Source organism: Candidatus Paceibacterota bacterium (assembly GCA_030583765.1).
Classification (GTDB): Bacteria; Patescibacteriota; Minisyncoccia; order 2-02-FULL-40-12; family GWA2-44-9.
In genome coordinates this window covers 406,742-426,463 of the sequence record CP129474.1, presented here as the reverse complement: position 1 = coordinate 426,463, position 19,722 = coordinate 406,742, and the positions used below count along the sequence as shown (strand labels likewise).

16 protein-coding genes are annotated in these 19,722 nt (G+C 54.2%); 3 read left to right on the top strand and 13 right to left on the bottom strand.

Annotation, left to right across the window (positions count from 1 at the left end; translation table 11 throughout):
* Position 1 precedes the first annotated feature (1 nt).
* Positions 2 to 376: a hypothetical protein gene (locus tag QY311_02295; GenBank protein WKZ26948.1), complete on the top strand. Its 375-nt coding sequence runs from the start codon at positions 2 to 4 to the stop codon at positions 374 to 376.
* Positions 377 to 397: 21 nt separating this feature from the next.
* Complete coding sequence (locus QY311_02290) at positions 398 to 2,527, top strand: ATP-dependent DNA helicase RecG (GenBank protein ID WKZ26947.1); 2,130 nt, start codon at positions 398 to 400, stop codon at positions 2,525 to 2,527.
* Here QY311_02290 and QY311_02285 read toward each other — a convergent pair.
* From QY311_02285 to QY311_02245, 9 genes are all read right to left on the bottom strand, one after another.
* On the bottom strand, positions 2,511 to 4,085 hold the full coding sequence (locus QY311_02285) for a glycosyltransferase family 2 protein (GenBank protein ID WKZ26946.1): 1,575 nt from the start codon (positions 4,083 to 4,085) through the stop codon (positions 2,511 to 2,513). The two genes, QY311_02290 and QY311_02285, sit on opposite strands and share 17 nt — an antisense overlap.
* Positions 4,036 to 5,037 carry a DNA polymerase III subunit delta gene (gene holA / locus QY311_02280; protein ID WKZ26945.1) on the bottom strand — a complete coding sequence of 334 codons (1,002 nt, stop codon included), beginning with the start codon at positions 5,035 to 5,037 and terminating at the stop codon, positions 4,036 to 4,038. The genes QY311_02285 and holA overlap by 50 nt, the downstream gene beginning before the upstream one ends.
* The gene (locus tag QY311_02275) at positions 5,034 to 6,032 is read right to left on the bottom strand and encodes a DUF3048 domain-containing protein (GenBank protein WKZ26944.1); all 999 of its coding nucleotides are present in this window, start codon (positions 6,030 to 6,032) and stop codon (positions 5,034 to 5,036) included. Before QY311_02275 ends, holA begins: the two co-directional genes overlap by 4 nt.
* Before the next feature lie 4 nt (positions 6,033 to 6,036).
* Positions 6,037 to 8,637, bottom strand: coding sequence for a DNA polymerase I (polA, locus tag QY311_02270; GenBank protein WKZ26943.1), 2,601 nt, complete (start codon positions 8,635 to 8,637; stop codon positions 6,037 to 6,039).
* Positions 8,638 to 8,643: 6 nt separating this feature from the next.
* Entirely contained in the window at positions 8,644 to 9,114 is a 471-nt protein-coding gene (tsaE, locus tag QY311_02265) for a tRNA (adenosine(37)-N6)-threonylcarbamoyltransferase complex ATPase subunit type 1 TsaE (protein WKZ26942.1), read from the bottom strand.
* A gap of 131 nt (positions 9,115 to 9,245) precedes the next feature.
* Positions 9,246 to 9,668 carry a hypothetical protein gene (locus tag QY311_02260; GenBank protein ID WKZ26941.1) on the bottom strand — a complete coding sequence of 141 codons (423 nt, stop codon included), beginning with the start codon at positions 9,666 to 9,668 and terminating at the stop codon, positions 9,246 to 9,248.
* Positions 9,669 to 9,692: 24 nt separating this feature from the next.
* Positions 9,693 to 10,325 carry a hypothetical protein gene (locus QY311_02255; protein ID WKZ26940.1) on the bottom strand — a complete coding sequence of 211 codons (633 nt, stop codon included), beginning with the start codon at positions 10,323 to 10,325 and terminating at the stop codon, positions 9,693 to 9,695.
* Between the two features lie 140 nt (positions 10,326 to 10,465).
* Complete coding sequence (locus tag QY311_02250; GenBank protein ID WKZ26939.1) at positions 10,466 to 11,311, bottom strand: deoxyribonuclease IV; 846 nt, start codon at positions 11,309 to 11,311, stop codon at positions 10,466 to 10,468.
* A gap of 248 nt (positions 11,312 to 11,559) precedes the next feature.
* Positions 11,560 to 11,973 (bottom strand): YraN family protein, encoded by a 414-nt coding sequence (locus QY311_02245; protein WKZ26938.1) that lies wholly within the window; start codon positions 11,971 to 11,973, stop codon positions 11,560 to 11,562.
* A 69-nt stretch (positions 11,974 to 12,042) separates the two neighbouring features.
* On the opposite strand from QY311_02245, the gene QY311_02240 reads away from it, so the two are divergent.
* The gene (locus QY311_02240) at positions 12,043 to 13,233 is read left to right on the top strand and encodes a peptidoglycan DD-metalloendopeptidase family protein (GenBank protein ID WKZ26937.1); all 1,191 of its coding nucleotides are present in this window, start codon (positions 12,043 to 12,045) and stop codon (positions 13,231 to 13,233) included.
* 257 nt (positions 13,234 to 13,490) lie between these two features.
* On the opposite strand, the gene QY311_02235 is transcribed toward QY311_02240, so the two are convergent.
* The 4 genes from QY311_02235 to QY311_02220 all read right to left on the bottom strand — a co-directional run bounded on the left by QY311_02235 (position 13,491) and on the right by QY311_02220 (position 19,458).
* Complete coding sequence (locus QY311_02235) at positions 13,491 to 15,014, bottom strand: YifB family Mg chelatase-like AAA ATPase (protein WKZ26936.1); 1,524 nt, start codon at positions 15,012 to 15,014, stop codon at positions 13,491 to 13,493.
* 25 nt (positions 15,015 to 15,039) lie between these two features.
* Positions 15,040 to 15,399 (bottom strand): TraR/DksA C4-type zinc finger protein, encoded by a 360-nt coding sequence (locus QY311_02230; GenBank protein WKZ26935.1) that lies wholly within the window; start codon positions 15,397 to 15,399, stop codon positions 15,040 to 15,042.
* Between the two features lie 457 nt (positions 15,400 to 15,856).
* Positions 15,857 to 17,197, bottom strand: coding sequence for a hypothetical protein (locus tag QY311_02225; protein WKZ26934.1), 1,341 nt, complete (start codon positions 17,195 to 17,197; stop codon positions 15,857 to 15,859).
* 59 nt (positions 17,198 to 17,256) lie between these two features.
* Positions 17,257 to 19,458 carry a polyribonucleotide nucleotidyltransferase gene (locus QY311_02220; protein ID WKZ26933.1) on the bottom strand — a complete coding sequence of 734 codons (2,202 nt, stop codon included), beginning with the start codon at positions 19,456 to 19,458 and terminating at the stop codon, positions 17,257 to 17,259.
* Positions 19,459 to 19,722: the final 264 nt, after the last annotated feature.

The following is a 19,722-nucleotide window of genomic DNA, read 5'->3' as shown; positions in this document are numbered from 1 at the left end:
TATGGGTCGCTACTCTTTTTCCGTATCACGAACATGGGTTTCAGTAATTGCCACTACGTTTGCTGGTACCATTGGTATGCTTGCGTTGTTTCAACAAACGCTCTTTACTCCCGAAATCTCTTCTTCGGGCGCGGATCAGCAGCCTCTTGTCTGCTCCCCCAAAAGCACGCACGTCGCGCCTGAGCAAGACCTCATTGTTTTTGCAGAAGGAGGCCGCCCACCCTATCGTTGGGATGTCCCCGGCGCAAACATTGCCTACATCACCACCGCGGAATCAATTGCTATCATCGCTTTCTCTGCAGAAACAGAAGGACGACAAGAAATCATTGTAACCAGCGGAGAAAAAACCGCCCGGTGCTCCGTTATAGTACGTTAGCCTTGCACCATTCACTCTTGAATGGTATTTCTAACGCACGCCATGCCTAGTCGCTCAATTACCACGTGGGAAGAAGCACGCACGTCTCTGCAATTGTGGATCCGCATTGCCCCCGCGCACTATGCCAAACTTGAAAAACTGGGCATTAAAACACCCAGAGACCTTCTGTGGCATCTACCTCATCGATATCAAGATTTTGGACTTCCCCGCTCGCCAGGCCACGTGCGCCCAGGAGATATTGTCACCTGCGTTGGTACCATTGTTTCCATTATTAATACCTACATTTTCCCGAAACGTATGACCGCAACAGAGGCGGTCATTGAAAATAACGGGGAACGAATTCGCATCCGCTGGTTTCATCAATCATATCTCGTAAAGGCACTCCCCGAAGGAACTCGAGTGCGCGTTGCTGGAAAGGCGTATCGTGATAAAAAAGGCGTATACCTCGCAAGTCCCTCATATGAGACGATCTCGCTTGACGGAGGTGAACCTGCGCCCCTTGGGCTTGTCCCCGTATATCCCGAAACTGAAGGGATTACCTCTCGCGGACTACACAATTATGTTAAAAAAATATTGGCACTCTGGCATGTGCCAGATCCCCTTCCGGAGGCAGTCCGCGTAGAACAGTCTCTCCCACCTCTTAAAGAAGCGCTCCGTATGGTTCACGTGCCCGCCGAAGTAAGCGAAGCAAAGCGAGGCAAAGAACGACTCGCTTTCGATGACGTCCTCGCACTGCATATCGGTGCACTCCAGCAACGTCGCATTACTCACGCGATACCAGGGATACCAGTCCCGCAGGACCATGCGTTTCTCAAGGCGCGCATCAATAAACTCCCAATGAAACTCACCGACGACCAACGTGTGGCGCTTTTCGAAATTATTACTGACATGGAGCGGCCATTCCCCATGAACCGACTCTTACAGGGAGATGTGGGAAGTGGAAAAACAATCGTTGCACTTCTTGCAGCTGCACACGCCGTTCACGCGGGCCATCACGCGGTTTTCTTGGCGCCAACAGATGCCCTAGCACGTCAACACGCACAAAGCGCAGAGCGACTCAGGAACATCCTCAATATTCATGTTGCGCTCATTACTGCGCAAGAAACGAGCCTTGATGGACGCACCGTCCCGAAAGCTCGCGCCCGTTCAGCCATCAAAGGAAAGGCTCCGTATCTTATTATTGGGACGCATGCGCTTATGGCAAAAGGGGTCACACTCCCCCACATAGGACTTGCCATCATTGATGAGCAGCATCGTTTTGGTGTAGACCAGCGCCGCGCCCTAATCGCAACAGCAAAACAGGCGCCCCACCTCCTTGCCCTCACCGCGACTCCCATTCCACGCACGCTAGCTCTCACTATCCTTGGCGATTTGGACATTTCAACAATTCGCACCAAGCCTGCGGGGCGCAATCCAATTATCACCCACATTGTCGCGCCAAAAGATCGGGCAAAAGCAATGGAGCATATGCGCACGCTTATCCGCGATGGAGCCCAGGCATTTTTTATATCTCCGCGCATTCATGAGGAGGCCGACGATGCGCCACTTGAATCGGCACTTTATGATCTCCGAGCAGCAAAGAAGGCACACGCGGTCCTCGCTCAAGACGTATTCCCAGAATTTTCAGTCTCGCTCATCCACGGACGCATGAGGCCGGCAGAGCGCTCCGCCGCGATGGCTGGCTTTCGCGATGGCTGGCACCACGTACTCGTTGCAACAACGCTTATTGAAGTCGGTATTGATGTCCCCAATGCACGCATTATCGCAATTGAACACGCCGACCACTTCGGTCTCGCCCAACTACACCAGCTTCGTGGACGCGTGGGTCGTGGCGAAGGGCAGTCACACTGCTTTCTCTTTGCCTCATCCCCAGAAAAAACAGAGCATGAGCGCCTCGCGCTGCTTGCGTCTTGCGACGATGGATTCAAGCTCGCGGAACACGACCTCGAGCTCCGTGGCGCTGGCCAATTCTTCGGCTTTAAGCAGTCAGGAACCTCTGATCTGCGCCTCGCACTCAGCGCATCATCCCGCACGGTCACTCGCGCACGAAATGTCGCTCGAATACTTCTCCATGAAGACTCGCGCCTCTCACGCTATCCGGAACTCAAGGCCCGCGTCGCAGAAGTGCGCGCAATTACTCACCCGCAGTAGTGTGTCGTGCTTTTGGAGTCACCCAGAACCCAAGATATTTGCCGAGCATAAGTCTTGTTTGTGACTCAAGGGCCGGAAGCGCTCCGAATGCCATGAGATTAATGGGCAGGAGAAGCCACTGCAGGGCCATCCATAGAAATGCCCGCTTGCCATACTGCGGTGGGCGCGGCGGGAGAAGAGCGATGCTAATTGCCACGTTTGCCACAAGTCCGACCGCGGCAAGCGTCATAATAAAACGAGTAATTTGTGGCAAATTATACGAAAGAACCGTGCTCGCAAATGCACTCCCGCCGACGATAACAGGAAGCCACCCAAGAAGAAAAATGACAAGTGAGTGAGTTGCTGCCGAATGAGAGCTCTCGATCATAAAGAAAAGAGCGCGGAGCTTTGTGCGAATTGGAATTCGTTTATTGTGGAGAAACCCATACATAAAATATGGGTTGTTTTCAACGCCGAACATCCAGCGCCGAATCTGTTTGTATTGGTTTACGAGTGTTTGCCAGAAGGTAGGCGCCACGTTTGCGTCCATGGCGATAGGAAAAGCGAGTGGAACTGTGCGCCAGTCGCCATCAAATCTCAGTAAACACTGCCAGAATACACGCGAGTCCTCAGAAACAACATTTGTTTGCCAATACCCTATATCTACGAGTGGTGCCAGGCTCATTGAGTGCGAGGAAAAGGTTACCAGATGCTCTGGCCGAGCCTGTTGGATCATTTGCCAAAACGTCGTCGCAAAGGCAAAGACGCGCGCAAATGCTGGAGCTTCCCAGATATTATTAGTAAAAAGCGGCACGGGCTGGAATGATGATCTCGTTGGCTTCTCTGCGGTAAGGTAGTGCCAAGTAAGCATTGAAAAGAAGCTGGGATGCACTATAGAATCAACGTCGAAAACAGAAACGAGGACGCGTTCGTGTGGGATATGATGCGGATCGATGTATTCAGCAACCACCTTTCGAGCCGCCCACGCATCATTCGAACCCTTCCCGGGGATTTCACCTGGAAGATTGGCGGGGTGGGTTGTGACGAGCAATGCATGAAATGCAGATCCAAACTCTGCGACAATGCGCGCCGCCGTTTCTTGAGCAGGAGCGCCGGCCCGCTCCTCTGTCGCAAGCACTACAATCATTTTTTCTCGTGGGTATGTAGAGCGTAATAAACCAAGAAAACTCTCGCGAACAAGTGCATGGGGCTCTGTATACATTGGGAGAATAACAAGATGATATATGTCCTCCCATCGCGCCCCTTTGAGCTCGGGTCCTTGGGCAACTATGGTGCGCACCTCAGCGTCCCAGTCGCGATGCACATACCCACGCATCGTTTTAAATGTGGCGCGCATGTGCGCCGAGAGATACATCGCTTTCAGGAGCCAGTACACATCGAACGCAATAATGAAGAGAGCTATGGGGGTTGGTGCAAAAAACGGCAAAACTAACGTTGCAAGAAGCGTCCCCCACGCTAAAAAGCCCGGGAGCATTTCCAGGGCGCGATACGTCCAATACGCGCGACGATTATGCGAAAGATCCTGCGCGCTTCCGATGTGGAGATAATGTGGCAGCATGCAATGTAATACGAGCGAGCTCATCAACCCCTGCTCCTCCCCCCTCTTTCAACGCCCGATCTACTCGAGCAAGTAATTCCATCAAACGGGCGCCGTACTCCTGCGGAATACGCGTAGCTCGTGCGTAGGATTTACGCACTACAAATGGATGAATCCCAGCATCACGAGCAATGCGCTCCGGAGGACTCCCTCGACGAGCAAGGTCTCCAATAATGATCGTTGTGCGCACATGATGCGCAAGTAACCCTAAGAGTCGAAGCGGGTCCTCGCCGCCAGATAAAAGACGCGTACAGCGTGCAAGGGCGCTATCGACTCTCCCATCGGCTACATCGTCAAGGAGTGCAAAGGCATTTTCTGATACCGAAGGGGAAATGAGGGCGTCAATATCCGCCCGCAAAACCTCACTATTATTGACATAATTCTGCAATTTGTCAATCTCGTGTGCAAGAGCCCATGGATCAACTCCCCGACGCTCGATGAGGGCTCGCGCCGCATCAGGACCTATCTGCAGCCCGCGTATGGCACACTCCTGACGCACCCACGTCTCCATGCGTGCTGCAGGAGGTAATGCGAACGTCTTTACCAGCTGCGCCCCCTTGAGCGCTGCTGCATACGCAGGATGTTCTTTGCGCAGTGCAGCCTCTTCCGATTGCTCGGCTATGATCACAACAACATCACGCACCTCGCTTAGGCGGAAATCACTCAAAAGCTTAGTGGCCACATGAACGAGGTCTTTTTTCCCTGCCACCGGAGGAAAACGCACCAAGCGAACGCCCCCAAAAAGCGAGGTTGTCTGTAGCGCATCGTGCGCAAGACGGACCCCCTCTTCTGATGAAAAATCGCAAGTCAGAACTCCACCGTGATGTGGATGCTTTTTCTCATGCGCACGAATCACATCGCCTACCGCACGGGTGATTCGATAACTATCAGTTCCAAAGAATGCAATAATCATAGCGTGCTCGCAATGCCTTCGGGTACAATATGCACCCAGACGACTCCGTGCTGGATGGTAATAGGGTCGCCACTCGCACCCTGCAACACAAGCGCCCCATCACGCAAGCTCCATGTCGCGCTCATGACTGCCCCCTTTTGATATATCGTCGCCTGACGCTCCCCAGAAAGAGCGATGGAGAGATACTGGTCACGCAATTGCTCTGCGGGAGCACGCACCACTACTACAACATCTGCGGAGACGGCGGCGTTGTTGCGCACATCAATCTCTGGGGTCCCGTTGCGCATGCGCGCGTAGCGTTGCGTCTGTGGGTCATATGTCCAAGAGACGTCAAAGGGCGGGAGAAACGGAATATCGATACGCGACACAATACTTCCCAGCTTCTTTGTAGGGGCAACGTCCCCACGCGGGAAATCTTTAAGAGCCCCTAATGTAGGTACCCCTAGCCGCTCTACCGCCTTCACCAGAAGCGTCCTGCCCGTAAAGCCATTGTGGGGCGCCGGCACGCTCTTTGAGCGCGTAAAATATGTCCCATCATAGAGCATCCCATCAACCCGATCGAGCTTCTGCTCGCGCACCAGCTCTAAAGCCCCCGCCTCACCTCCCCAGTGTACGAGAATGCTGTGCGTCGCCGCCACAAGCGGCACGAACTCGGCACGCACCGAGCGCACCGAGCCGATGCGCTCTGGAAGGTTGCAAAAAATTGCCATCGTTCGCGTAACGCCATTTGGTGTTACCGGCATTTCAAAGACCATACTCGCTGACGCAATGCCCGAGAGGGGTCGCGTTATCACATCGCCTGAAAGCATCACCGCCCATGGCCGCGCGGTAGTGCACGCAGTGCTCTCTGAGCGCACAGTGCCACCCCCTCCTCCCCCCAAAATAGGAATGGCGGTAGAGTTGAAAAACAAGAAAAATATACCAACGGCGAAAAGGCAGCCCAAGAGCGCAATGCCTTTCCAGCCCCGAATCCATGGAGGTAAGAACGTATACATGGGATTACAACGAAAGCGGTTCAAGGTCGCCCCACGAAGAGCCGCTGGATACATCAACAACCAAAGGTACCGAGAGCTTGGCCACTGATTCCATAATAGTGCGTGCGCGGCCCGCCAGCTCGAGAACGCGATCCCTCGGGAGCTCAAAGACGAGCTCATCATGCACCTGGAGAAGCATGTATCCTGGAAGCTCGCTCTCTATTTGAATCATTGCCTTTTTAATAAGGTCTGCATTTGTCCCCTGGAGCGGATGGTTCACCGCAATGCGTTCGGCTTGAGCGCGCATCTGAGGAAATGTTGCACGCGCATCTGGCGTAAAGCGCTTGCGCCCCCAGAGTGTCGCAACGTACCCCTCTTCGCGTGCCTGGGTATGCATGCGCTCTACATAACGCGCAACGCCGGCAAATTCCTTAAAATACTGCTCAATAAACGCGGTTGCGGTTGCGCGGTCGACCCCCGCGGCGCGCGCAAACCCAAGAGAACCCATACCGTAGAGAATGCCAAAGTTGAGCACTTTTGCCTGGCGACGCATGTCTTTTGTTACTTCTTCAAGGGGAACTTTAAAAATAGTTGCCGCAGTGCGGGCATGAATGTCTTGTCCAGTGCGGAAGGCTTCGATCATGACCGGATCTTCGGCAATGTGTGCCGCCAGGCGCAGCTCAAGCTGTGAGTAGTCACACGAAACCAATACGCTCCCCGGGGCGGGAACAAAAGCTTTTCGGAATTCGCGGCCAAGCGCAGTGCGCGTGGGAATGTTCTGCAGGTTGGGGTCTTGCGACGAAAGCCTTCCCGTTGCCGCCACAGTTTGATTATACGTCGTATGGATGCGGCCATCGGCAGCTATGAGCGCTGGAAATGGCTCAATGTATGTCGAAATGAGTTTTTCAAGTTCTCGATAGTCGAGAATCTTTTCGATAATAGGGTGACTCCCGAGAAGTTTCTCAAGCTCCCCCGCTGCAGTTGAGGCGCGTCCCGTGCTCGTTTTTTTAATCTTTCCTCCCAGCGCCAGTTTTTCATACAAGATTTTCGCCATCTGCTGTGACGAATTAATATTAAATTCTTCTCCTGCGAGTTTAAAAATATCTCTTGAAAGATCATCCCGTTCTTTCTGGGATTTTTTGCGCAACAATTCAACTACCGCTTTGTCCACCAAAATGCCCCGCTCCTCCATGTGCTCAAGCACGGGAATGAGTGGGGCTTCCAGATCTGTGTAGATATGCTCTATCTTTGCAGTGGCGAGCGCGCGCTCAAGCGCTAGAGAAAGGTCAAAAAGCAACGCACACTGTTCGCTCAGCGCCTCCTCCCCGACTTCTTTGCGGAGATGTGTACGAAGAACACTCGGGAGATCGTGGGCGCGCACATCAGGAGCGCATAGCCACGCCGCAATATGCGTATCAAAGAGAGGCGCACGGGGGAGCGCTTTAAGACCAGCTGCACGCACTCGATGGAGTATCTCTTTAATGTCGTACCCTACAATACGCGGCGCCTTTTCCAGAAAGGGAGTAAGCTCCCCAACTTTTTCTTCTGGGACACGCACAGGAATACCGTCCTCTGTCATAGCCCACACGTCAGGACCCCCTGGCATCACCGCAATCACACTACCAAGCGTGAGATCAGAAAGGCTTCCCGATGCCTGCGCCGGAAAAAGCTCTAACGCCTCTGCAGGCTGCTCATCTACTGCTTCTGTTGGATCTTGGAAGAGCTCTTCGACGCGTCGCACGAGCGAACGGAACCCAAGCCCCTCAACAAGCGCGCGGGCCTTTGCGGCATCTGCTCGCTCCCGCCACAAGGCGCTCTCGAGCGAGCACGACACGGGTGCGTCGGTGCGAATCGTCGCGAGTTCTCGCGAAAAGCGAGCTTCATCTGCGTGGAGCACCAGTTTCTCAGCCAGCTTCTCTGTCAGGATGCCTTTTTTCTTCTCCTTTTTAGCCCCCTTCTCAAATGTGGTCGCCGCCTCAATGACACCCTCAACCGTTTCATACGCTCCCAAGAGCGCTGACGCGGTTTTGTCTCCGATACCCGGCACGCCGGGAATGTTATCTGAAGGGTCCCCTTTTAATCCTTTAAAATCAGGGACTTGGTCAGGGGTAATGCCGAATCGAGCGTGTACAGCCTTTTCGTCATACTGCGCCGTTTCACCAAGACCCTTTTTAGGTGTAAGCACTACAACACGCTCCCCCTTCACTAGCTGAAGAGTATCTAAGTCTCCTGTCGCAATCACAATCTGCATGTCCTCTTCATTCTCGAGTTGATGCACGAGAGTTCCGATGATGTCGTCAGCCTCAAACCCGGGGGCTTGGAGCACGGGAATGCCCATAGCCTCCATCAGTTCCTGCACGAGCGGGATCTGCGCGTAAAGTTCGTCAGGAGCCTTCTCTCGATGTGCTTTATATTCCGTAAACTGCTCGTGGCGGAATGTCGGCTCTGGGCGGTCGAACGTGGCGATGATGTGCGTAGGGCGCACATCCGCAATCATACGGATCAAAATAGAAGCAACCCCAAACACCGCATTGGTCACGCGGCCGTCGGGCGCCGTAAGAGGCGGAAGCGCATGAAATGCTCGGTGCACCAGAGCATTTCCATCAATGAGAACAAGCTTTCGCATATATGGCTAGCTTACACTATTTTCCATGCCTTGGGAGAGCTCGTCGGGAATAGTGATAGTGCGTGCATCTCCCCCTGCATGGGCAAGTGAAATGGTAAGCGTCGATGATGGCAATATATCGGCGATGCGCTCTGGCCACTCAATGAGCATGAGGACATCAGGGTCGGTAAAAAGACTGGGCAAATCGAGCGAAGCAACTTCATCAGGACGATGAATGCGATAGCAGTCCATGTGCACCACATCACGCGCACCCTGGCGTGGGTAGCGCTTCATAAGTACAAACGTAGGGCTTCGCACCGCATCGGTAACGCCCATGGCACGCACAAGCCCCTGCACAAAGGTCGTCTTTCCAGCACCCAAATCCCCTTCCAAGCGAATCACCAGGGCACTGCCAGAAGAAGGAAGTGCATCAAGAGAGGCAAGAATACGCGCCGCCACCGCTTGTGTTTCCTGCGCTGAGTGGGTCGTTATCTGCATGTATGCATTGTGGCATGAGTATGAAAAAAAATAAAAGGCCCGTGGAGCGCGGTGGTAAAACCACTCAGCTCACACGGGACCTTCGTCCCTCCTCCGCTACACAACGTATGTGTGCGAAGGAGGGGTCAGTGCTACCTGCAGGGCAGAAAACGATCCTGCCCGCAGGGGATGCCGCGGCGACGGCCAGCCAGTCCACCCGCCGAGATGGCGATCGCCTCGTCCGCCCTCCTCGCGGACTGCTCGGCGGCTTCCTGCTGCTTCTCCATGAAGCGCAGGAGGAACGCCGCCTTGTCGCGATCCGCTTCGGCGCGAGCCTTCGCGGTCTCGACGGCAATCGCCTTCGCGTGGCGATCTTCGGCGGTTGCCAGCTGAGCAGCGGCCACGGCCAGTGCCTCGCCGTCGTTGACGGGCTGGATGCGGGCAATGGACAGGCCACCGTAGTCCCTGCATCCCTTCTCCGGGCAGCTGGAGCCCCCGAAGAACCAGAACGCGATCGCCAGAACCAGCAAACCGACGGCAACGGCGATCAGAATGTTACGGGTCGAATCGCTCATGATCTCAGGCCTCCCTAGCCCTATCTACTGCGCCACGATCCGGTACTTCGCCGGACCGGAATCCGAGAAGATGATCTCCATCGGATAGTACTTCTTCGTCTCTCCGTCGTAGGCGAACGCGGACAGGTCCGCAAGCTCCCACCCAACGACGATGGTCCCGGCGCCCGATTCGAACGTTCTCGAGACCTGGAGCCTGTTGTTCTTCACCACCACGAGACACGACGTCTCGTTGGTGAGGAACACCTCCCCCGCCTTCATCTTGTAGCGGGGAGCGTCCTGCTCTCGCGCTTCTTCGACGCGTGGGGTGCGGGGGGCGGTGGGCTGCGGAACGCTGACCACCTCACGGCGGTCGTCCGGCCGCCCGACACCGAACGTCACGGGCGCACGAAGCACCCGGACTTCCGGCGGCGGGTAGTAGCCGCGGCCATAACGGTCATCGTAGTGGGATCGCTCCCACGAACGACGCTCGTAGCGAGAGCCATAGCGACGATCGCGGTCACCGCGCCGAACTTCGACACGGAACCGAGCGTCGCCGACGCGGACGTCGGCGCCAACGCGCACTTCCGTGCGGTGGCGGGGGTACACCTCCTGCGCCCAGACGGGGGCGCAGAGGATCGCGACCAGCGCGGCCGCGAACAACTTCAGCATCTTCTCCATTGCGCCCTCCTGGGCTGTACCACCCCTCTCGGAATGGCGGGAATTGGTTTTAAAATTGCGGCCAAGTGAACTCACTCAGCATGTGTATATTATAGCAAAACTGTATGAAAAGTCAAGGCCCTCAAAAGCGCCTAAAACCCTTATTTTTCGCGCATTTCTTTGAGCTTTTTGAGATCTCCCTCTCTCCCCCCTGGCTCTGTTTCGAGAATCCAATCTATCGCAGAGAATGCGGGAGTTGTAAGAATGGTCTTTATTCCATCCTCCCCCACGTGCCCGGCGCCTATGTGTTCGTGCCGATCCTTCTTTCCGCCAAGCGGCGTTTGTGAATCGTTCACGTGGCTCATCTTTAAAAAGCGCAATCCAATGTGAGTATCAAAATCTGAAAGCATTGCCGCTGCGCCTTCTGACGTCCGAAAGTCATACCCCGATGCGAACGCGTGGCACGTATCAAAACAGACGCCGCCAAATGCATCGAACCGGGAAACAGAGCGCACCATCTCCCCTACCTCTTGGAACGTGCTGCCCATCACATGTCCCGCACCAGCCGAGATCTCTATGAGGAGTTGTGTCATTCCGGTATAGCCATCGAGAATTTCATGGAGCGACTTTTTTACTCGCTCCATCCCCTCTTCAAGCGTTGCTTCTCCGTAGGATCCGGGGTGGAACATGACATACTGCGCACCGAGTACGCTGGCGCGCTCAAGTTCTTTCCGAAGGATACTTACCGACCCATGGCGCGTACGCGGAGTATCAGATGCGAGATTAATAATGTATGGAGCGTGGACCACAAACCGAGAAAAGCCGTGCTCGCGCATTGCAGATTGGAAAGCTGTAATTGTTTCTTTGGTGAGTTCAGCTACCGGGCCGCCTTGAGGAGAGCGCGTAAAGCATTGAAACGTTTCGCACCCTTCTTCTGCCGCACGACTAGGAGCATTTTCTATGCCCCCTGCAATTGATACGTGTACACCAATAGCATTCTTTGCCATATCCCCTAGCGTACACGATATATGTCAGCCTTACTATGTGTGTAACGCGCACGTAGAACGTATATTCTGCAAAACCCCACCCCAAGATTCAGCACGCCGTCGCCACCCTACTGGCGGCGCAGCTAGTTCTCGCAGTGTTGTGCATGCCCCCGATCCTACCCTCCCGCAGCCCGAACGGTAAGGATTGCTCCTTAGTATAAGGTGAGGGCGAGTAGGAGCGCGAGCATTCACGAACCCACCCAGCCCTCCTACCCTACTTCTATATTTTTATAGTGCCGAATGTGCGCCTTCTGCGCTGGCGCATCTACCATTACTGAAATGACGTCAATCTGCCACTCCTGTTCGGGGCTATAGTTATGTGCCGCAAGGTAGGTGCGCGCGGTTCGCAGTAGTTTCTGTATCTTTTCTCTAGTTACGTGCAGCTCTGGCTCAAAAGCAGCTCCCCCACCCTTTCCTGCCTTCACCTCTACAAACACAAGAAGCCCACGAACACGCGCAACGATGTCCAATTCACCCCACGGTCGGCGCCAATTGCGTGCAAGTACCTCATAGCCCCTGCGTACCAAAAATTGCGCCGCCATATCTTCTGCGTAGTTGCCAAAAGCGCTCGTTTTTTGCCCATTTTCACTCAAGCCGCGTGTGGACGAAGGTCGTTGACGCATACCCTCCCTATATGCTACCATGGCGGGAGCAATTCTCCCCCCACGGGGGCTTTTGTTTTCCTAGGGGAGATGCGCCTCTTTCCCACACATGAACGAAACGACAGACCAGAACGCGAAGAGGGAGAGGGTAACGCACGTACTATTTATACTCACACCGACAATTCGTCGTTTGAGCACGCCACGCCGGACCAGGGCGTAACACGAGATATTCGTGTGCCATCCGGTACAAAAAAAGAGGCCATTCTTGCACTTATGGGCGCAAGCGCTCTTCTGTTTTCATTCGCGGGGGTTAGTGCACAGGGCGAGCGCTTTGCGCTTGTCCCTCAAGAGCCCCTGCGCCTTGCGCAAGCGCACCTTGCCGCGCTCGTTGGGTCCCCAGAGCACACGGTCACCCAGGAAACTCCAGTATCGTCTATTGGGGCGATTCCTGGCTGGGGTGGGCAGGCCGCCACATCGCCAAGCCTTGCCATGATTAGCGAGAGCGCAATTCTTACCGTCGCGCCAGCCGACGAAAATGCCGCAGCTCTTATCACTGAAAAACGTAGTGGAACCGTTACATATCGCGTCCAAAAGGGGGACACTCTTTCTTTCATCGCCTCTGATTTCGGCGTCTCTACAGAATCAATCTTGTGGGCAAACAACCTCCGCGATGCCGATAGTATAAAGCCAAATCAAACACTACGCATTCCTCCTATTTCTGGTGTATTGCATACGGTAAAGAAAGGGGATTCGATCGCCTCCATTGCAAAGAAGTACGGCGTTACTGAGGACGCTGTCATAACATTTAATGGCATCCCCCGTGATGGAAGGCTTCAGATAGGTAAAGAAATTGCCGTTCCGGACGGCAAGATGAGTGCACAGAGAAACGTTGCCTCAGCAACGAATCGTTTTGGATACCTGCCCGACTTAGGCTCATTTTTCAAACTTCCGACTATAGGATTCAATTGGGGGAGAGTTCATGGACGCAATGGCGTTGATATAGCGAATACCTGTGGCACCCCCATCCATGCGGCAGCAAGCGGTACCGTATCTGTCAGCGACGCAGAGGGGTATAATGGTGGTTTTGGCCAATATATTAAGGTGCAGCACAACAACGGAACAGAGACGCTTTATGCTCACGCTCAGCGACTCCTAGTGGCTGTTGGCGATACTGTAGAGAAGGGGGATGTCATAGCCCTTATGGGAACAACGGGAAAGTCGACAGGATGCCACTTACACTTTGAGGTCCATGGAGCGAAGAACCCGCTCGCACAAAAATAACCGCCACCTTGGCGGTTATTTTTGTGTCACCAATGTTAGGTGTCACCATAAGTGTCACAATGGGTGTCACGGTGTCACTAGTGTCACGATGGGTGTCACGGTAGGTGACACCAACATTTTTGGCACCACTCACCGATGCAAAATATGGCTTATTTGCTCTATTTTTTCATGGTGTCACGATTGGTGTCATTGGTGACACTATAGGTGTCATCTCTGTGGTGACACGGTGTCACTAGTGTCACCTATCGTGACACTAGTCAGGTTGCTGACACCATGTCGGATGTGCGCAATTGCACCGCCTCGGCTACATGCCCCTCTTCAACACACGCCTTGCCGTCTAAATCAGCGACAGTTCTAGCAATTTTTTGAATCCGGTGAATGCTCCGCATCGAGAGCTTAAATGCCCTCGCAGAAGACTCAAGTAGTCGCTCGGCGCCATCAGAAAGTGCGCATACATCGTGAATAAAACCGTGGCGAATGTCGCTGTTTCGCAAAATACCGAAATGAGCGTTCCTTTCCTTTTGCATCTGCCACGCAAGCGCAACCCTCGCGCGCATATTTATCACAGCATTAGGCGCTACGTCCTTTTTAAATGATGCGCGCACTTCTCGGGGAACGCGCACCTGAATATCCAGTCGGTCCAGTAGCGGTCCTGAAACTTTCTTTGCGTACCGCGCAATGTGCGCACCAGAGCACACGCACTCAAGCTCTGGATCCCCAGCGTTGCCGCAAGGGCATGGATTCATCGCAGCAACGAGCATGCATTGGGCGGGAAGCGTTGCTGACCCAGAAGCTCTCGCGATTGTCACAACACCATCTTCGAGTGGTTGGCGTAGGCTTTCTAAAACCGAGCGGGGAAACTCGGGCAGTTCATCAAGAAACAGGACTCCTCGGTGCGCTAAGCTAATTTCCCCAGGGCGGGGGATGGCTCCGCCGCCAATAATAGCAGTTGCCGAGGCGGTGTGGTGCGGATTACGAAATGGGCGCCTTCGTGGAACAGCGTCTCCGGAGAGTAGGCCTGCGGCGCTATAAATGCGTGCTACGTCCAGCATTTCTTGGTGTTCAAGCGGAGGAAGAAGGCTCGCAAGAGCCCGCGCAAGGAGCGTCTTCCCGGACCCTGGAGCTCCGAACATCAGCACGTTGTGCCCTCCTGCCGCCGCGACAACGAGCGCGCGCTTTGCAGAATCCTGGCCTACAATATGTTCAAAGGGATCATGTACGTCTACCTCATCACGGATAGTCGCCGTGCATTTTGTTAATCGTACTGTTTGCATAATGTGCGCAACAACTTCCCCCAACGACCTGGCGCCAACTATGGAGATCCCTTCAATCCACGCACATTCGCGAGCATTTTCGACGGGCAATACAACTTCTTGAGCGCCCTCCGCCCGAGCACACAGGGCAAGCGGAAGCGCTCCGCGGATAGGGCGCAGTGAGCCATCAAGTCCAAGCTCCCCAGCAAAAAGCGTGTTACTCCAATCTCCTTGTATTTGCTTGGTTTCTGCGAGGTATCCAAGGGCAATGGGAAGATCGAAGGCGGGCCCTTCTTTTCGTAAATCAGCTGGAGCTAGGCTGATCGTAATACGCTTGTGCTTTGCGCTTGGCGGAGCGAAAGAGCTATTGCGCACAGCCGCGCTTATTCGATCTTTCGATTCTTGCACTGCTTTATCGGGCAATCCAACGAGAAGGAAAGAGTGTATTCCTGGGACAGCGTCTACCTCGACATCGATAGGAGATGCTTCTATGCCTACAATGCCAGCTGATCGAATACGTGTTGGCATACACAAAAGCCCCGCATTGGGGCTTTTAAAGCTTCTGGGCGCACGTGCTGCAGAGCGCAGCGGTAGGGACCGCGTGGAGCCTTTCTTCTGCTATTTTTGTCGAACAGGTCGTGCACGCCCCATAGGTACCGTTCTCGATTCTCCCAAGTGCAATCTCTATTTCTTTTAATCGCCGCTCAAGCTCGGAAACAACGGCTATATTTGCGTCTAAATCAGTGGATTCGTTTACTGTGTCGTCGTATTCATCGCCATAATTAGGAAGCGTTGGCTCGAAATCGCCGGGAACCGCTGGATTTTCAACTCCAACCTCACGCAGGCGCTCTTTGAGTACGCCCCTTTCTGCTTCGAGTTTTTGCTGTAACGCCTTTAGCGATGCGTGGTCCATAGAAATGGATTATATACGAAATAATAAAAAACAAAAACAGGGGCCTCGAGCCCCGGAAACAATAAGGATTGATTCTCCAAGTGGGCGGGCCCCTGTGTAGGGGGAATATACCGACCGGCGCACGCTGCGCGCGGCCAGAAGGAACAAAACGAACGCGTATCAACTACAAGGAACTAATGCCAGTATACGCGACGGAAATATAGCGTCAACACAAAAATGTGGATATGTCAGCGTCACGATAGGTGACATGGTGTCACGCGACACCATGTGTGACACCTCAATATATTTAGTGACACCATGACACCTTTGGTGTCATCTCCCTGACGATTGTATGGAGAAACGGCCAAAATATAATGACTTTTTCATGGTGTCACGAAATATAGTGTCACGTGGTTTTCGTGACACTAGTGCCATGACACGTGTCACCAACTGTGTCACCAACTGTGTCACCAACATCCTAGAGAGCAGTCTCGCCGGCCTGTGCGTGGAAAAGGTCGAGCGCCGCGCTCATTGCCTCTTTTGAGCTTGCAAAGAGAAGATATGCTCGGCCATCGGGACCATCCGCAAGCGCGTAGTCGAGAGCTCGGTCGCTATAGGGGAAGTTTTTGTAGTGAATTGTGTATGACTTATAGGTCCCAGTTTGAATATCGGGCGTGCTCGCCTTAAGTATGTCGTAGCGCAGAAGATCTGCGAGCGACTTGTCTACGCCCGTCGCGCGCCACACATCCATAGCTGCAGATGCTTGTGCCACATCGAGTACTTCTCCGATTAAAATAAGGCGCGTCTCCTGTGTAGGAGGAGGGGAGACAAGCACCCCACGGGAATTAAAAATCGATGGCTGGCCAAACACTAGGATCGCCCCCTCTTCTCCCCACATAGTATCAATCTCGCTAGGACGCACGACGCCAAGCGCATCAAAAATATCCCGCGGGTGACTTACGGGCGCCTCGTTCCCGAGCCCCGCGATTTGGAACCTTCGTAGACGCTGTGGAGCTGGCAATAGTGACGATGCGGCGTCGTGTATTGATGTGCCGGAAACTTCGCCTGAAAGCGTCACAGTTTCCAGCGCACCGCCCAACAAAACAGAGAGTTGTTGTCGCTCTCCCGAGGGGATGGGGAGTGTCTCTGGGATTTTTGATTCACGCGGAATCATGCGAGAAGCTTCTGGCGATTGGGAGATCCAATATGCCGCGCCAGCGCCGAGGGCGATAGCTGTAACGACAACGTATGCAATTGTCCTTGAACCAACGCGGCCGTGATGCGTAGACGCGGGCGGCACTTGTGGCGCTGGCGCGGTCAAAGAGGGCTCGCTGGGCGACTGAGCCGCCTCCTGAGGCTTCGGGCGTGAAGGTGTAGGGAGAACGACTGGTGCCTCCATGGGAGTCCCTGTGGAGAGGACACCCCCCGAGCCAGCGCTCGCGATATCTTGCGCCATAGTACGAATGATCGTCTTTTGGCCCTGAGGAACAGGGATGCTTTCCTCCTTTACTTCAAGGGCTCCACTTGCTTGGGACGGCTGTTTCTGTTGCGGAGCGGAAGCCTTGCCCCCAAGCGGCGGAAGAGATGCAATATCAATTTTTTTACGCTGAAAGGGGACATCGCTTTTTTGAGTACGACGGGCGGCGAGCTGGTCTTGCCCAACGCTCACTGGCACAGGGGGGATCTGAGAGGTGTTCGCCGGGGCGGCAGATTGCTCGCGGGCGGGCGGCATAGCCGCAACCGGTGGTTGCTTTTTTTGCTCTTCCTGAAGAGAGCGGAGGAGTTCATCGAGACTTCCCGTTGAAGATGCATCTGCCATAGCACCTGCATTGTACCACGAGAAAACCACACCGCGCTTTTGCGCGGTGTGTGTATGTCTTAGTATCGCTTCTTTTGGTGCGGTGGGCGACTACGGCCGCCATCTCTGCGGGGCCCACTACTGTGTCGAGCGGGGCGCTCTGCAGGCGCGACTCCTGGGGGGAGCATCGTGAGATTAATTCTTCCCATGGCATCCACCTCTTTTACGGTGACGGAGACTGATTGTCCCTCACGGAGGACCTTGCTCGGATGATCAAGCTGCTCGCCATTAATCTCACTGATATGCACCATGCCCTCCTTGCCAGGCATAAACTCAACAAAGGCGCCAAAATCGAGAATGCGAGTCACTGTTCCCTGAAAAGCATCTCCTGGCTTTGGCTCATAGGTTATGGCCTCAATCCAATCAATTGCCTGCTTTGCCTTACTCGCATCTGGTGACGCCACGAAGATGGTCCCATCATCCTCAATATCAATGGATGCACCAGTGGTTTCAGTAATCTCGTTAATAGTCTTTCCTTGAGATCCAATAACCATGCCGATCTTCTTGGGGTCAATGTGCAGCGTATGAACGCGTGGCGCAAGGGGCGAGAGCTCGGCACGGGGCGCAGCAATCACGCGCTCCATAGCGTCAAGAATATGAATTCTGGCCTCGCGAGCCTGAGCAAGGGTTTCTGTAAAGATGGCCGGCGTGATCCCCTCAACTTTTACGTCCATCTGCATGCCGGTAACGCCGGTGCGCGTGCCTGCAATTTTAAGATCCATGTCGCCATAGTGATCTTCGGGCCCCTGAATATCGGTGAGGATTTTATATTTTTCTCCAGCACCATCAAACATAATGCCCATCGCGATACCGGCGGCTGGCGCAACAATAGGAACGCCACCCTCCATAAGAGCAAGAGAGGACCCACAGACCGATGCCATAGACGACGATCCGTTTGAGCCGAGAATTTCAGAGACTACACGGATAGTGTACGGGAACGTGTCTCGAGAGGGGATGATGGGCTCAAGCGAACGCTCGGCAAGAGCACCATGGCCTATCTCACGACGCCCAGGAGATCCCATGCGCCCCGTTTCTCCAACTGAAAACGGCGGGAACACATAGTGGTGCATGAAGTGCTTTTTCGTAAGCTCGATCTCCATTGTCTCAATCCACTGTTCCATACCGGGCGCCGCAAGTGTTAGTACTGATAGGGCCTGCGTTTGCCCCCGCTGAAATAGGGCACTGCCATGTACACGCGGCAAGACGCCAACTTGTACAGAAAGATCCCTCACCTCAGTGAGAGACCTCCCGTCGGGTCGCATATCGCGATCAAGTACATTTTTATGCACGACAGCATCCGCAACGCGCTCAAAGGCAACCATAGCCTGCTCGTGTACCTTCGCGATGTCAGCGCGGCCAGCATATGCGGTGTCAATTGCGTTTTTCACCTCTGCCCGCGCATCGGCAACGTTTGTGTAAAACGCCTCTTTAGTTTTTGCGTAGAGCCCACCCTCCGCCCTATCTAAAAGCGGCGTCGCCACCCCAGCAACAAGCGCAGACACATCGTCGGGGATAGAAGCGAGGGCGCCCTGACGCTTTTTGACGGACACCTCCGCGGCGATTTCCTCTTGAAAAGCGATAAGCTCTTGCATTGCCTGGAATCCAAAGGCAACAGCTTCACTAATCTGCGCTTCAGGGACAATGCGCGCACCACCCTCGATCATATTGATGCGGTTTTTTGTCCCAGCTATTGCGATATCGAAATCACCGGCAGTGCGCTCCGAATAGGTTGGGTGAGCGATCATGCGAGACCCATCGCGACTTACGCGAACGCCGGCGATCGGCCCGTCCCAGGGGATGTCGGAGATGAGGAGCGCGAGCGAAGCGCCGAACATTGCAACCATATCGGGGTCGTTTTCACGATCAAATGAAAGAACCGTCGCAACGACTTGAATTTCGTTGCGCATATCATGGTTAAAGCGGGGTCGAATTGCACGATCAATGAGTCGCCCCGTGAGAATGGCCTCTTCTGGCGGACGCCCTTCGCGCTTCATCCACTTAGACTCCTTCATCTTTCCCGCAGCGTAGTAGCGTTCTTCGTAATCTACAGAAAGGGGGAGGTAGTCAACGTCCTTAGCGTCCGCCCCCATGACCGCAGTCACAAGGACTGTGGTTTCACCGTACTGAACTAAACAAGATCCGTTCGCCTGCTGTGCGAGTTTTCCCAGTTGCACAGAGAGCGTTCTCCCGGCAATTGTGCGTGTATATGTTTTTTCCTGCATATGCTGCCGCGATCACACACACTCCCATCGGAAGCTGGCCACCTTAGTCCTCGCAAAGAGGACAAAAAAGGCTAGCGCCCCATGCGGACAATGGCGGAGGTGCGACAAGCGGTATACAAAGAGACTATACCGAAACAATAAGAGAATTACTAGTAGCTTGGCGTTGGACACACAAGCACCGGATCACATGGAGCGCGAATACATTGCACCTGTTGGTAGTAGCACCCAGGGGTAGGTGACGCGGCGCCATCTTGGTGCGCATCG

Excerpts from the sequence above, each read along its gene's own strand:
- QY311_02295 (WKZ26948.1), top strand. The coding sequence starts at position 2 with ATGGGTCGCTACTCTTTTTCCGTATCACGAACATGGGTTTCAGTAATT.
- QY311_02290 (WKZ26947.1), top strand. The coding sequence starts at position 398 with ATGGTATTTCTAACGCACGCCATGCCTAGTCGCTCAATTACCACGTGG.
- QY311_02285 (WKZ26946.1), bottom strand. The coding sequence starts at position 4,085 with ATGCTGCCACATTATCTCCACATCGGAAGCGCGCAGGATCTTTCGCAT.
- holA (WKZ26945.1), bottom strand. The coding sequence starts at position 5,037 with ATGATTATTGCATTCTTTGGAACTGATAGTTATCGAATCACCCGTGCG.
- QY311_02275 (WKZ26944.1), bottom strand. The coding sequence starts at position 6,032 with ATGTATACGTTCTTACCTCCATGGATTCGGGGCTGGAAAGGCATTGCG.
- polA (WKZ26943.1), bottom strand. The coding sequence starts at position 8,637 with ATGCGAAAGCTTGTTCTCATTGATGGAAATGCTCTGGTGCACCGAGCA.
- tsaE (WKZ26942.1), bottom strand. The coding sequence starts at position 9,114 with ATGCAGATAACGACCCACTCAGCGCAGGAAACACAAGCGGTGGCGGCG.
- QY311_02260 (WKZ26941.1), bottom strand. The coding sequence starts at position 9,668 with ATGAGCGATTCGACCCGTAACATTCTGATCGCCGTTGCCGTCGGTTTG.
- QY311_02255 (WKZ26940.1), bottom strand. The coding sequence starts at position 10,325 with ATGGAGAAGATGCTGAAGTTGTTCGCGGCCGCGCTGGTCGCGATCCTC.
- QY311_02250 (WKZ26939.1), bottom strand. The coding sequence starts at position 11,311 with ATGGCAAAGAATGCTATTGGTGTACACGTATCAATTGCAGGGGGCATA.
- QY311_02245 (WKZ26938.1), bottom strand. The coding sequence starts at position 11,973 with ATGCGTCAACGACCTTCGTCCACACGCGGCTTGAGTGAAAATGGGCAA.
- QY311_02240 (WKZ26937.1), top strand. The coding sequence starts at position 12,043 with ATGCGCCTCTTTCCCACACATGAACGAAACGACAGACCAGAACGCGAA.
- QY311_02235 (WKZ26936.1), bottom strand. The coding sequence starts at position 15,014 with ATGCCAACACGTATTCGATCAGCTGGCATTGTAGGCATAGAAGCATCT.
- QY311_02230 (WKZ26935.1), bottom strand. The coding sequence starts at position 15,399 with ATGGACCACGCATCGCTAAAGGCGTTACAGCAAAAACTCGAAGCAGAA.
- QY311_02225 (WKZ26934.1), bottom strand. The coding sequence starts at position 17,197 with ATGGCAGATGCATCTTCAACGGGAAGTCTCGATGAACTCCTCCGCTCT.
- QY311_02220 (WKZ26933.1), bottom strand. The coding sequence starts at position 19,458 with ATGCAGGAAAAAACATATACACGCACAATTGCCGGGAGAACGCTCTCT.